This window comes from Streptomyces sp. GLSS-08 (assembly GCF_056387915.1).
The window spans coordinates 214,551-227,124 of the sequence record NZ_JBWJAQ010000005.1; the positions used below are offsets into that span (position 1 = coordinate 214,551).

Consider the following 12,574-nt stretch of genomic DNA (forward strand, 5'->3'; position numbering starts at 1 on the left):
GACCACGATGGGAGATGACCGAGACGCCTGGGCCCAGGGAGATCCGTATGACCGGCGACGCGCAGGGCACCGACGCGGCGGTGGCGGACGGGAGCGTGTCCGGCGAGGACCATGTGCACGGCAGCGTTCTCGTGTCGATCGGCGCGCTGCTGCTCGGCATGCTGCTGGCCGCCCTCGACCAGACCATCGTGTCGACCGCGCTGCCGACCATCGTCAGCGAGCTCGGCGGGCTGGAACACCTGTCCTGGGTCGTCACCGCGTATCTGCTCGCCTCGACGGCGGCGACACCCCTGTGGGGCAAGCTCGGCGACCAGTACGGCCGCAAGAGGCTGTTCCAGACGGCGATCGTGATCTTCCTGATCGGGTCCGCGCTGTGCGGCATGGCGCAGAACATGCCGCAGCTCATCGGCTTCCGGGCGCTCCAGGGCCTCGGCGGCGGCGGGCTGATGGTGCTGTCCATGGCGATCGTCGGCGACATCGTCTCGCCGCGCGAACGCGGCAAGTACCAGGGGCTGTTCGGTGCCGTCTTCGGCGCGACCAGTGTCCTCGGGCCGCTGCTCGGCGGCTTCTTCACCGAGCACCTGAGCTGGCGCTGGGTCTTCTACATCAACCTGCCCGTCGGCGTGGTCGCGCTCGCCGTCATCGCCACGGCCCTGCACATCCCGCGCCGGGCCGCCCGCCACGTCATCGACTACCTGGGCACCCTGCTCATCGCCGCCGTCGCGACGTGCCTGATCCTGGTGGCCTCGCTCGGCGGCACCACCTGGGGCTGGACCTCGCCGCGGCTCGTCGGGACCGCGGTGCTCGCCGTCGTCCTTGCGGTCGCCTTCGTGGCCGTGGAGCACAGGGCGGCGGAACCGGTCCTGCCGCTGAAGCTGTTCCGCGTCCGGACCTTCACGCTCTCCGCCGTCATCAGCTTCGTCGTCGGCTTCGCCATGTTCGGGGCGATGACCTATCTGCCGACGTTCCTCCAGGTCGTCCAGGGCGTCTCCCCGACCCTGTCCGGCGTGCACATGCTGCCCATGGTGTTCGGCCTGCTGCTCTCCTCCACCGTCTCCGGCCAGATCGTCAGCCGCACCGGCCGCTGGAAGGTGTTCCCCGTCGCGGGCACGGGCATCACCACCGTGGGACTGCTCCTGCTCCACCAGCTCGACGAGAACAGCGGCACGGCCGAGATGAGCGCCTTCTTCTTCGTCTTCGGCCTCGGCCTCGGCCTGGTCATGCAGGTCCTGGTCCTGATCGTGCAGAACGCGGTCCCGTACGAGGACCTGGGCGTCGCCACCTCCGGCGCCACCTTCTTCCGCTCCATCGGCGCCTCGTTCGGCGTGGCCATCTTCGGCACGGTCTTCGCGAGCCGGCTGGGCGACAAGCTGACCACCGCGCTCAGCGGGCAGCAGCTCCCCCCGGGACTCGGGGTCGACTCCCTCAAGGCCGACCCCAAGGGCATCGCCGAACTCCCGGCCACGCTGCGGACCCCCGTCCTGCACGCCTACGCCTCGGCGATCACCGACGTCTTCCTGTACGCCGCCCCGGTCGCGCTGGTCGGGTTCGTGCTCGCCTGGTTCCTGCGCGAGGACCGGCTGCGGGGTTCCGTCACGGCACCGGACGCCACACAGACGCTGGCCAGCAATCCGGTCGAGCGGTCCTCGTACGACGAGGTGTGCCGGGCCCTGTCGGTCCTCGGCACCCGCGAGGGGCGGCGCGAGATCTACGAGCGGATCACCGAGCGGGCCGGTGTCGACCTGCTCCCGGCCGCCGGCTGGCTGCTGCTGCGCGTCCGCAAGCACGGCCGGGAGGAACCGGCGGTGCTGGCCGAGCACAGCGCCGTACCGCTGGACGTCGTGATCGCCGCGGCCCGCCAGATCGAGGAGCGCGGGCTGGCCCGCCGTGAGGGTGTCGAACTGGTGCTCACGGACCAGGGACGCGCCGCTGCCGGCAAGCTGGCCCGGGCCCGCGAGGAGTCCCTCGCCGAGCTGCTCGGCGACTGGTGGGGCCCCGACCGTCCCACCGACCTGATCCGGCTGGTGGAGGAACTGACCACCGAGATGTGCGGCTCCGACGCGGAGCGCCCGCACGGGACGCCGGGACGCCCGTACCGCCGGGTGGCCTGAGCTTCTCCGCGCCCGCACGTCCGCGGGCTTCGTGGAGCCGGTCAGCCGTTCAGGTCCTTCGTGAACCAGTGCTCCGCGTACTCCTCGTCGTTGTGCGGCTCCGTCTCCTCGTACCCGAGGCGCGCGTACAGCGTCCGGGCCTCGACCAGATCGCCGCGGGTGTCGAGCACCATCCGCCCGGCGCCGAGGGCGCGGGCCGCGTCCTGCGCGGCGCGCACCAGGAGTGCGCCGCCGCCCCGGCCGCGCACCTCCTCGCGGAGGAAGACCCGCTTGAGCTCGGCCGTCGTCGCGTCCGTCAGCCGCACGCCCGCACTCCCGACCGGCTCGCCCGCGTACCGCGCCAGCAGCAGCACGCCACCGGGCGGCGCGAAACAGTCCCCGCTGTCCGCGGCGATCTCCCGTTCCAGCTCGGCGGGGTCGGTGCGGTGCCCCTCGTGGAGCAGGTACCAGCGGTCGCTGACCTCCGTGTAGTACGCCCGCCAGAGCGCGGCGGCGTCCGGCGAGTCGAAGGGTGCCGGTGCGATGGTCCAAGGGGAGGGCGTACGGGTCATGGCCGTCATTGTCGCGATGTGCCGTCCTCCGTCCGCAAGCGGTTTTCCCCGTGCGGCGGGCAGGGCCGGGGGCGCGCACCGTTTGCGGAGCGGCTTCGGGGCAATCCGAGAACTGAACCGGCCCGTTGGGTCGAAAACTCCGGAAGGCACCCATGTCCACAGGCGTGATCATCACATTGATCGTGATTGTGGCGGCCGTGGCGCTTGTCGCGGTCGTCCTGAAGCTGCTCGCCCGCCGGCCGCAGGGCGGGCGCAGCCTCCAGCGGCGCTTCGGCCCCGAGTACGACCGTGCCGTCGCCCGGCACGACGGCGACGAACGGGCCGCCGAACGAGACCTCACCGAGCGGGTGAAGCGGCACGGTTCGCTGCGCGAGCGGCCCCTGGAGCCCGCGGCCCGTGAGCAGTACGAGGCCCGCTGGGCCGCCGCTCAGGAACGCTTCGTCGACTCGCCGCGGGAAGCGGTGGCCGAGGCGGACCGGCTGCTCGGTGAACTGGCCGGGGAGCGGGGCTTCCCCGAGCACGGCCGTTACGAGGAGCAGCTCGAAGCCCTCTCGGTGCATCACGCGCACCACGTCCACGGATACCGGCGGGTGCACAGCGCGGCACACGGCAGTGCCGACGGCGCCGCCGGGAACGGCACCTCCACCGAGGAGATGCGTGAGGCCATGCTCGACGCCCGCGCCCTCTTCGAGGAGCTGGTGACACCCAGCCGCAAGGACGACGCCCGCCACCGCGCGGACAACGGCACGAACGGTGCGCAGACGGCCGCCGACGACTCGGAGACGGATCGTTCCGGCAACCGCACACACGCACCGTGGACCTTCAACGGGCGCCACGCGAAGGGAAGTTGACAGAAATGGCAGACGTGACACGAGGTGAGGGCGCGGAGCGCCGGGGGACGGCACGAGGGTCCGAGGGCCCGGGCGCCGATGTCACCGCGGCCGGGACGCCCGGCCGTGACGGGCGAGAGGACCACCAGGGCGTGACCGGTGACCTCACCACGAGCCGGGAGACCGCCGAGGCGCGGGAGACGGCCGCGGCGCGCGAGGCCGACGGGACGACGGGCACCCCCGGCACCCACCCGGGGACGGGTGCGCGCGGCGCCGGCGCGGCGCCCCGCGGCGAGGGGCTCGGCACGGAGACGGACCGTGACGGCGCGACGACCGCCTGGCGGGACGGCGCGGGTACCCCCACGGGGACCGGCCGGAGCGCCGGCACGGCGGCCGAGGGCCTCGCCGCCCGCGCCCGCGAGGGCGCCGGCGTGACCTCCCGCGAAGGTGGTTCCGGTGAAGGCCGGGGCAGTGGGACTCCGCTGCTGGCGCACGAGGAGTCCGACAAGCTCGCCCGGCGGCTCCAGCACGCGGTCGGCGGGTTCGTGGACGAGCCCCGGACGTCCGTCGAGGAGGCCGACCACGTGCTGGAGGAGATCGCCGCGCGGTTCACCGACGCGATCACCGAGCGGCGGCGCACCCTTCGTTCCGCCTGGCAGTCCGCAGGTGAGGGCAAGGGCACGGCCACCGACACCGAGCAGCTCCGGCTGGCCCTGCGGGACTACCGGGAGATGGCGGAGCGGCTGCTGCACACCTGAGCACACGCATTACCCGTACGGGCGTGCGACCCGTACGGCGCACTCGTACGGCGCGCGACCCGTACGGCGGACGACGCGTACGGCGCACGGCTCGTAGGGCGCCCGCGCCGCCCGTACCGCACGGCGAGAGGCCGCGTCCCGGACCATGTCCCGGGCGCGGCCTCTCGCCGCGCGCCGGTCAGCTCTCCCGGCGCTCGCGCCAGTCGCGGACGATCTCCTCGACGTCGTACGGCTTGAGCCCGAGCGGGGGTCCCGGCGGCGGTTTGAACATGACCTCGCGGATCTTGGCGTTGACGGCCTCGACGATCCGGCGGACTGCCCCCTCCGAGGGGGCCGCCGCTGCCGCCGCGAGCGCGTCCTCGGCCTCCTTGCGCAGAGCCAGCGTCGGCGGCAGCACCGAGAGTCCCTCGCGGGCCATCTTCCGCTTGACCCACCACAGTTCGTCGTACGGGGCGTCGGTGACCGCCGGCAGCGGGCGGCCCGCGCCCGCGAGTTCGGTGAACTCCCCGCGGGCCTCCGCCTCACGGATCTGCTTGTCGACCCAGGACTCGAAGCTGACACCAGGTGGCTTTCGCTCGGTCATGAGTCCATTGTGCCGGACGCCACCCGGCAGGTCCCGTGGCGAATTATCATGCGTCGGCGGTGGTCGACGACGCCCGCACAGGGACCGGACAGCTGAGCCTCTAAGGAGCGCACGTGCTCGAACTCACCATGGCCTCGGTCTCCGGGGCGGACGCCGGGGCGACGGCCGGAATGCTGATGGCCGAGGCGCCCAGCGAGCCGGGCGCCGTGCTGCGGGTGGGCCGGGACAAGGCCGTCTGCCGGCTCGCCACCCCCGACGACTGGCTGTTCGTCTCGCGGGTCCACCTGGAGTTCCTGTGCGGGCCGGACGGCACCTGGCAGGTGACCTGGCTGCGCGGCTCGCACCCGGACCCCTCGTCCGAGGTGCGCCTGGCGGCGGCGGGTCTGCCGCCGCAGCCCCTGCCGTACGGCGGGACGGCGAGACTGCCCGGGGGTGGCTCGGGGGAGCTCGTCATCCAGGACCGCACCGGCCCGCGCAGCGTGAACGTCGGTTTCTACCACGAGGCCTGACGGCCGGTCAGTCCAGTACCCGGGCCAGCGCGAAGCCGTCGTACCCCTTGCTGCCGACGGTCTGGATCGCCGTGCCGCTCAACTTCGGGTGCCCGGCGATCAGTTCGAGGGCGGCGCGGGTGCCCCGGATGCTCGGGTCGTCGCTGCCCGCGTCGGTGACCCGGCCGCCGCGCACCACGTTGTCGAGGACGATCAGGCTGCCGGGGCGGGTGAGTTTCGCCGCCCACTCGACGTAATGCGGGTTGTTGACCTTGTCCGCGTCGATGAAGACGAGGTCGAACGGCTCGGGGTGCTCGGCGGCGAGCGCGGGCAGCGACTCGAGGGCGGGGCCCACCCGGACCTCGCACACCTTGTCGAGACCGGCGCGCGCGAGGTTGCCGCGGGCGACCTCGGCGTGCCCGGCGTCGTACTCCAGGGTGACCAGCCGGCCGTCGGCGGGGAGTGCGCGGCCCAGCCAGATCGTGCTGTAGCCGCCGAGAGTGCCGATCTCCAGGATCCGGCGGGCGCCCTGGATCCGGGCGAGGAGCTGGAGCAGCTTGCCCTGGTTGGGTGCGACGTTGATGGGTGGCAGTCCGGCGGCCCTGCTGTCGGCGAGCGCCGCCGTCAGGGCGTCGTCGGGCGGGGAGAGAAGCTGGGTGAAGTAGTCGTCGACCGTGTCCCAGGACTGGGCCTCGCTCATGCACCACGCCTTTCGTATGCCTAGTTAGATGAGCTAACTAGTTCCCGGGCGAATCTAGTCGCGCGTGTGGCGATTGTCAGCGGGTTTTCCGGCCCCCGCCCCACATGTCGGCCGACCGGCCCCGTCCACCGGTGAGCGGCCCCCGTCCACCGGTGACCGGCCCGCCCGCTGGAGATCGGCTCGGGCCGTCGGCCGTGCGAAGGGCGCCGTCAGTGGTCGGCGGGCTCGACGGACGGGGCGGAGCCGGGCAGGGGGCGGCCCGCCGACTCGGCCATGAACCACACCGCCACGCCGCCGATGACGGCCGGGCTGTGAATCGCCCACAGCTACAGAGGCTGCAGAGGTAGAGGCGAAGTCACGAGGGTGGGTGCGACGACCGGCCATTGGCACTGTCGTCGGGGATAATTCCGGCCATTCCTTCTTCAGTCCCAGCTGTTTCGCTTGCCCCTTGCCTTTGACCCATGCGTATCGTGACGCTCACATGACGCAGCTATGACCAAGCTGCTTAATCAGGCGCCCGCCCCTGACCTCGGGAGCCGCCACCACGGGGGATTATCGCCATGCGTTGTTGCCGAACCGTTGCGCACGCACGCCAATGCAGTCGTACGTGTCCTTCCCTTCACGCTGCGACCACTGCCCCCGACATGGCGTGCTGTTCGGAATAACGCGGCATGTTCTTGCTCGCCATTTATTCTTCTGAAGCGCTTCAATCGTTGGAAGAGAGTCCGTCAGATGTCCGATGAGAAGGTTCTTGCTGCCCAAAAATGGGCCAACGCGACGTATGGCAATCTGGTCGGCTACGTGAAGTGCCCCGAGAACGGGACGACGGGCTGGCCCACCATGTATTCCCTTACGATGGGCTTACAGCATGAGCTCGGCATTAGTCCCCTCGTAGCGAATTTCGGCGACGGCACTCTTGCCAAGGTCACGGCGCTCGGCACCATCGGCATTGGATGGAAGCAGAAGCCCAACATTGTGAAGATTATCCGCCACGCCCTTTTCTGTAAGGGGTACTGGGGCGGTGACATGTCGGTGGCCGATTTCGACACAGTTGCAGCGGCGTCCGTCGACAAGATGAAGGAGAACATGGGCCTCCCCCAGGACGGTGGGGTAGTCCAGGCAAAGGTGCTTAAAGCCTTGCTCAACATGGATGCATACATCACCGTCGCTGGCGGCACGGACAAAATTCGGTCCATCCAGCAGTGGCTGAATCGGAACTACTGGACGAAGAAGACGTTCTCTGTCGGTCCCACCGACGGGATCTACTCGCGCGACGTGCAGCAGTCGCTGATGAAGGCGATCCAGCTCGCGATCGGCATCGCGGAAGCGGACGCGAACGGCAACTTCGGTCCCAGCACGCAGACCGGTGTCAAGGCCCACCCCGTCGGACCCGGTTCGTCCGGCCTCTTTGTCCAACTGTTCTCCGCAGCCTGCGTGTTCAACGAGCCCGTTCCCGGATATGGTGAGCCCAACGCAGCCACCCACTTCACTGATTCCTGGGATGCAGATGTCGAGGGCTGGGTAAAGGCGTTCCAGACATTCTCCCAGCTCCCCGTCACAGGCAAGGGCGACTACACCACGTGGGCTCAGCTCCTGGTGTCCATGGGGGATCCCGACCGGCCGGCCACTGGTTCCGATACCGCCTACACGATAACCCCGTCCCGCGGCGCCAAGTTGTACGCCGATGGCTACCGCTACGTCGGCCGCTACCTCAACGAGGCCTCGGCCGGTGGCGGATCGAAGATGCTGGAACAAGGAGAGCTCGACAACATTTTCAAGGCCGGGCTGCGGGTCTTCCCGATCTTTCAAGACCATGGCAGGACCCTAGCGGAGTACTACTGGGGAAATGGGTACAAACATGGTCAGTTTGCCCATGATCAAGCCGTACACTTCGGCTTTAATCGGGGCACCGTGATCTACTTCGCAGTCGACTACGACGCTACCCAGGAAGATATGCCGCACATCCTGGAGTACTTCCGAGGGGTCACCTCCGGTCTTGCATCCAGGGGTAAGCGCTACGTCCATGGCGTCTACGGTTCCCGGAATGTGTGCACTCAGGTAACGAAGGAGTCTTCCGCAGTCTACTCGTTCGTCTCTGGCATGTCCTGGGGATTTTCCGGAAACCTCGGATTTCCCCTCCCCGCGAACTGGTCATTTAACCAGGTCAAGGAATACAAGGTCACGAACGGCAGTGACTCGTTCATGCTGGACCGTGACGCACACCGAGCTGGCTCTGATAATGGCCAGCAGAACATCAACCGAGCTGTGTCTCCCGCTGCGGGCTTCCTCGCGAATATTGACCAGGTGTACAACCTTGCCAAGAGTTACGGCAAGGGCGATCCAAATAAGCTGGTTACCGACTACTACCGGCAGCAGCGCTATGCGGGACGTGAGTGGACAGACCTCATCGGTGAAGTAGACTGGTCGTTCATCGAATACGCCAACAGCCATGGCGCGGAACTGATGTCCGATTTCACCGATCCCTTTACGGGGCAGACGCTGGGGCCACAGCACCTGCTTGCCACCGCAGCGGGACACATGCTCAAGCCGCCGCTGTCCGACAAGCGCAAGGCCAACAGGGGTGACGTGGCCGGTTGGGCTGGAGATCTCATGACGTTCTACGGAGAATGGCGTCGCGACAGCGACTCCTTTGCCTCCGGGTACACCTATTGTGCCGAACGACTTGGGAAAATAGGTTTAGTGTCCTCGTTCGGATTCAACGATCTCGTAGAGGACGCCGACGGATTCCTCCTCGCCGAGAAGATGCGGTCCGGCGTATCCATCACTGCAGCGCTGGGTGAGCACTATGAGAAGACTGGTGGGATAACCCGGTTCAGGGACTACCTTGCAAAAAGGTTCCCCACGCAGGACACCGCGGTGGACGCTGCATACGACATCCTCACATCCATCGAAGATCCGCTCGTCAACGTCGGACGAATCGCCCTCGAAACGCAGACGGGCGGAGTAGCAATGATCCTGTCCCACCTGCTTCCGGAGGATAGGCTGAGGAATTATTGCCTTGGCTTTTCGGCGACCCTGATCGGTCGCGCCGGGTCGGAGGCCCGTAGCCAGGCGAAGATGAAATCCAACCATGCGAACTTGTTCGCACACGGCTCAGCCTGATGGGTTCCTGGATCCTGGCGGTCCTCTTCGTCGGCTTCGGTCTGGCCTTCGTGCGTATCCGGGCGGGGCGACGGCTCCTTGGCCTGATCAAGGCATCCACCGCCACGGGAACACTCTGCTATCTCCTCGGCTGGTCTCAGGTCTCGTTCGCCTTCCCGTCGCATGCATGTCCCGATTACTTCGAAGGACGTCCCATCGTCCAATTCGACCACTTCGACGACAGCACATTTCCGTTGCACGCGACCTGCTATTGGGAAGACGGTGCGAGCAAGGAACTCGTGAGTGGGTGGGTCAATCCGCTCCTGTTCATCTGTATGACCATCTTGCTAGGCTCTCTGGTGTCGTCGGCAGTCCTTGCCTACCGCCAATACCGGAAAGGACACAAACGTTGAGCGACATTACTCACTCACCCACTCGCCGACAGGCCCTCGGGCTGACATCCGGCATCGCCGCAGGAGTGCTTCTCACGACAGTCTCGACTGCTGTGGCATCCACCCCCTCGCAGAGCAATTGGTCCGGTCGGCGATCGCAGAACGGCTGGCCCCTTGTTGATGGCAACAGCGTCGAGCTCTTCCGTGTTGAGGGCACGAGCGTCAACGTACCGCTGCTGAAGGGCGACGTCTCCACGGTGTTACTGCACGTGGCCCGCCGATTCGCATATGAGATCGACATGCTCCGCCCCGGCGACGTTCGCGGCCACTCTACCCACCGGACCATCAAGGCCGACTTTGAGTCAAACCACCTGTCTGGCACCGCGGTTGAGATTCGCCCACTCTTTTACCCGCTCAATGCCCAGCCGGGCACTGGGCTGTCCGATCTTGAGAAGGTCGTCGTCGCCGACATCCTCGCCGATTGCCAGGGCATCATCTACTGGGGCGGACATGCCAAGCCAGCCAAAGAGTCCCACTTCCAGATCAATGTTCGGCCCAATGATCCCAGTCTTGCGGCCCTAGCCCGTCGAATCCGTGGTGCAGAGGCCGGCTCCGGTTCTGCAGCCGGGGCAATCGACCCGTTCCTTCCCGACCGCCGCAAGACAGCCGCAGCCTACCTCTGAGCCGCCTCATCCTCCATGAAAGGAACACCTGAGTCCATGCATAAACTTTTAGGCGTCCTAGCCCCGGTCGCCGCCCTGGTATCCGTCCTCATAGCCGCCCCGCAGTCCCCGGCTGACGACCACGCCTCTACAGCCGTCAACATGATCGTTCCCGGGACCGATGTCGCATTCTCGGCAGCCGGTGCGCGCAGCGCGAAGACACGCGCCGTTGCAAGCGCTGACCCCGCAGCAATCCGTGCCACGGCAACTCTGTGCGGAAGCGGCTACCAGCTGGAGTATGCAGAACGCCTGCCCGATGCGCGACGCTTCGGAACACTGTTCACTTACACCAAACTCGCGTCAGGTCAAAATGGGGCGTGCGCAGTTTTCGAAAACAACATCGGCACCCCGAAAAAAATGAAGCTCAAGCTGTGCCCAAATAAGGCTGGCGTGTCGTGCAAGGTGGACGAGGGAACGTACTCGCAGTATGCCGGACCGGTAAAATACGAGAGCGCTGGCAGCGGCGTATGGGTTGACTGTTCCACTGTTGCGGCTGTCATGTGGCAGGATGGCGTTCCCATCATCGATCGTGTTACGACCGTCGCGGCATGTGACTGATCATGCAAAGAACACCGCTTAGTAGTGCATACCTCGCCATAGGTGCCATCCTGTCGGGCGCGTTCTTGCTGGCCGGCTGCGGATCGGCGCAGCAGGACAGCGCAAACCGGGAACAGGTTCGTCCCGCCCGGAACGGTAGCCTGGACAGCCCATCCTTGGGGAAATCCACTGCTCCAGTCTCCACCAAAACCGCGGAGAAGCGGAAAAAGGAATCAGTGGAGGACAAGGTTGAGCGGCAACGAAGAGAGGCGGCGCCTGCTGGTGAGGTAATCTCACCCTCGCCGGTCACGGGAATTACGGAAGGGGGAGAGAACTTCGGGGATCCTATAATACGGAAAAATGATCTGACGGTGTACACATCGAAAGTCATAGGCGACGCGCTGGCCATCCCGGTTAAAATCACTAATAGTGGTAATAAGCGCGCCTATTACCGATTCACCATCCGCGTCACTGGCACCAACGGATTTGACGCAACAGTAAGCGCCTCGATGGACGTCGTCGGTCTGTACCCGGATACCTCATGGCCCACAGAGCTGACGGCGACGGACGCTTCCCATGCACCCCCAAAGCGTCCGCACATTACTGTCGTCAGACTGGAACGTAAAGAACACGGTCATTGATGAGCACCTCTCAGCGGCTTCCTGCTCCTTTCGCAGCAGCAGGAGCGGGAAGCCGCTGAGAGGTCAGAGAGCGTGAAGCTGACCTGGTCGCCGGCGCCGTTCCTCCGGGGTCCACGAGAACACCGCCAACGCAGCAGACTCAACACGACGACCGGGCCCGATCGCAGCAGCCTGTGGGCAGCACTGCCGCCAGGGCGCGGGCCATCGAGCCCGCCGTCAAGCAGTGGGCCGAACAGGCGCGTGCGGCCCGGAACGCGTCGACTCCAAAACTGCGAGCCCCAGCCTGAGCCGAAACGCGGGAGGTCGGCATTATCTCCTTCCTGATCTCCTGATCGTTATCACGGCCTAGCGTGGCAGCTGCACGCCCTGTACGCCGCGTAGCGGTGAGCGGCGAAAGGGGCTGCAAGCGAAGAGCTGTACTGGCCAGCTGCTATCAGCTGATCGCGCCCGTAAGTGCGGGCGGCTCGCTCAGGTCTGGAAAGCGCACGACCCCCACGATGCCATCGAGACCGTACTGAGGGGGACCCTGCGGCCGAAGCGGTGGCCGAGCCTGAACACCATGCCGCCGAGGAGCCGGACGAGGAAGGCTGCTGCGGACCTGCCGAAGGCCGAGCGTATCTGCGCGGTGGGTTGTCGGACCGGAGAAACGTTCTGCAGAGCGTCACCCCGACATAACTGCATGCGGGTTCGTTTAGGCATCGGCTGGGCCAGATGAAGGCGGTCTGCGACGTGGAGTCCGGCCGGTTTATATGGTCGTTGTCTTCTCCTAGCGTCGGCCAGGCCGGGCCGGTGCGGGTGGGTCGCTTCGCCGGGGAACGCCGTAGGCGGTCCATGACGTTGCTGGCGGCAGGCTCGTTCTGTTGGCGAGGACGAAGCCTCGGGGCCGGCGGTGGGCATCGGCAGCGAGGTGGATCTCCGTGGTCGGCTGGTCGGTCCACCCCGAGAGCGACCGATGTTGCGGTCGTTGGGCTCGTTTCGTGGGGCGCCCTATTGCAGGCCCCGGACGCGTGCTGGTGAGCGTGCACGGTTGTGGAGCGACGCCCCGGTTGAGGTCTTCGTCGGCGTCGGCTTGGGCCATCAGCGGTGAGCATTCGCTCCCAGGGCCGTCGACGGCCCGCATCGGCAGCCAGTTGTGTATGCCTCTCCAGTTGCCGTACCG

The 12,574-nt window shown here is 66.9% G+C and carries 12 protein-coding genes; 9 read left to right on the plus strand and 3 right to left on the minus strand.

All coding sequences use genetic code 11. The features are described from left to right. The first annotated feature begins 47 nt into the window (after positions 1–47). Positions 48–2,111: an MDR family MFS transporter gene (locus AC0ZLC_RS11255; RefSeq protein ID WP_476751767.1), complete on the plus strand. Its 2,064-nt coding sequence runs from the start codon at positions 48–50 to the stop codon at positions 2,109–2,111. Between the two features lie 41 nt (positions 2,112–2,152). Here the strand turns inward: AC0ZLC_RS11255 and AC0ZLC_RS11260 are convergent, their stop codons facing one another. Then, entirely contained in the window at positions 2,153–2,662 is a 510-nt protein-coding gene (locus AC0ZLC_RS11260; RefSeq protein WP_476751768.1) for a GNAT family N-acetyltransferase, read from the minus strand. A 152-nt stretch (positions 2,663–2,814) separates the two neighbouring features. On the opposite strand from AC0ZLC_RS11260, the gene AC0ZLC_RS11265 reads away from it, so the two are divergent. Together AC0ZLC_RS11265 and AC0ZLC_RS11270 are read left to right on the plus strand one after the other, a co-directional pair. Further along, a complete protein-coding gene (locus AC0ZLC_RS11265; protein WP_476751769.1) occupies positions 2,815–3,513 on the plus strand; it encodes a hypothetical protein in 699 nt (232 codons plus the stop codon). Positions 3,514–3,518: 5 nt separating this feature from the next. After that, complete coding sequence (locus AC0ZLC_RS11270; RefSeq protein WP_476751770.1) at positions 3,519–4,250, plus strand: hypothetical protein; 732 nt, start codon at positions 3,519–3,521, stop codon at positions 4,248–4,250. A 178-nt stretch (positions 4,251–4,428) separates the two neighbouring features. On the opposite strand, the gene AC0ZLC_RS11275 is transcribed toward AC0ZLC_RS11270, so the two are convergent. Continuing rightward, entirely contained in the window at positions 4,429–4,833 is a 405-nt protein-coding gene (locus tag AC0ZLC_RS11275) for a DnaJ family domain-containing protein (RefSeq protein WP_476751771.1), read from the minus strand. Between the two features lie 113 nt (positions 4,834–4,946). Between AC0ZLC_RS11275 and AC0ZLC_RS11280 the strand changes: the two genes are divergently transcribed. Then, positions 4,947–5,342, plus strand: coding sequence for a hypothetical protein (locus AC0ZLC_RS11280; RefSeq protein WP_476751772.1), 396 nt, complete (start codon positions 4,947–4,949; stop codon positions 5,340–5,342). A 7-nt stretch (positions 5,343–5,349) separates the two neighbouring features. Here AC0ZLC_RS11280 and AC0ZLC_RS11285 read toward each other — a convergent pair whose 3' ends face one another. After that, a complete protein-coding gene (locus AC0ZLC_RS11285; protein WP_476751773.1) occupies positions 5,350–6,021 on the minus strand; it encodes an O-methyltransferase in 672 nt (223 codons plus the stop codon). A gap of 732 nt (positions 6,022–6,753) precedes the next feature. Between AC0ZLC_RS11285 and AC0ZLC_RS11290 the strand changes: the two genes are divergently transcribed. The 5 genes from AC0ZLC_RS11290 (at position 6,754) to AC0ZLC_RS11310 (ending at position 11,415) form a co-directional block, all read left to right on the plus strand. Next, positions 6,754–9,144: a glycoside hydrolase domain-containing protein gene (locus AC0ZLC_RS11290; RefSeq protein WP_476751774.1), complete on the plus strand. Its 2,391-nt coding sequence runs from the start codon at positions 6,754–6,756 to the stop codon at positions 9,142–9,144. After that, positions 9,144–9,536 carry a hypothetical protein gene (locus tag AC0ZLC_RS11295; protein ID WP_476751775.1) on the plus strand — a complete coding sequence of 131 codons (393 nt, stop codon included), beginning with the start codon at positions 9,144–9,146 and terminating at the stop codon, positions 9,534–9,536. Before AC0ZLC_RS11290 ends, AC0ZLC_RS11295 begins: the two co-directional genes overlap by 1 nt. 92 nt (positions 9,537–9,628) lie before the next feature. Then, a complete protein-coding gene (locus tag AC0ZLC_RS11300; protein WP_476751776.1) occupies positions 9,629–10,198 on the plus strand; it encodes a M15 family metallopeptidase domain-containing protein in 570 nt (189 codons plus the stop codon). A gap of 141 nt (positions 10,199–10,339) precedes the next feature. Then, positions 10,340–10,795 carry a hypothetical protein gene (locus AC0ZLC_RS11305; protein WP_476751777.1) on the plus strand — a complete coding sequence of 152 codons (456 nt, stop codon included), beginning with the start codon at positions 10,340–10,342 and terminating at the stop codon, positions 10,793–10,795. A 2-nt stretch (positions 10,796–10,797) separates the two neighbouring features. Then, entirely contained in the window at positions 10,798–11,415 is a 618-nt protein-coding gene (locus AC0ZLC_RS11310) for a hypothetical protein (RefSeq protein WP_476751778.1), read from the plus strand. Positions 11,416–12,574: the final 1,159 nt, after the last annotated feature.

What these genes read in the sequence shown, in the direction of transcription:
- AC0ZLC_RS11255 (WP_476751767.1), top strand. Translation starts at nt 48, where the DNA reads ATGACCGGCGACGCGCAGGGCACCGACGCGGCGGTGGCGGACGGGAGC.
- AC0ZLC_RS11260 (WP_476751768.1), bottom strand. Translation starts at nt 2,662, where the DNA reads ATGACCCGTACGCCCTCCCCTTGGACCATCGCACCGGCACCCTTCGAC.
- AC0ZLC_RS11265 (WP_476751769.1), top strand. Translation starts at nt 2,815, where the DNA reads ATGTCCACAGGCGTGATCATCACATTGATCGTGATTGTGGCGGCCGTG.
- AC0ZLC_RS11270 (WP_476751770.1), top strand. Translation starts at nt 3,519, where the DNA reads ATGGCAGACGTGACACGAGGTGAGGGCGCGGAGCGCCGGGGGACGGCA.
- AC0ZLC_RS11275 (WP_476751771.1), bottom strand. Translation starts at nt 4,833, where the DNA reads ATGACCGAGCGAAAGCCACCTGGTGTCAGCTTCGAGTCCTGGGTCGAC.
- AC0ZLC_RS11285 (WP_476751773.1), bottom strand. Translation starts at nt 6,021, where the DNA reads ATGAGCGAGGCCCAGTCCTGGGACACGGTCGACGACTACTTCACCCAG.
- AC0ZLC_RS11290 (WP_476751774.1), top strand. Translation starts at nt 6,754, where the DNA reads ATGTCCGATGAGAAGGTTCTTGCTGCCCAAAAATGGGCCAACGCGACG.
- AC0ZLC_RS11295 (WP_476751775.1), top strand. Translation starts at nt 9,144, where the DNA reads ATGGGTTCCTGGATCCTGGCGGTCCTCTTCGTCGGCTTCGGTCTGGCC.
- AC0ZLC_RS11305 (WP_476751777.1), top strand. Translation starts at nt 10,340, where the DNA reads ATGATCGTTCCCGGGACCGATGTCGCATTCTCGGCAGCCGGTGCGCGC.
- AC0ZLC_RS11310 (WP_476751778.1), top strand. Translation starts at nt 10,798, where the DNA reads ATGCAAAGAACACCGCTTAGTAGTGCATACCTCGCCATAGGTGCCATC.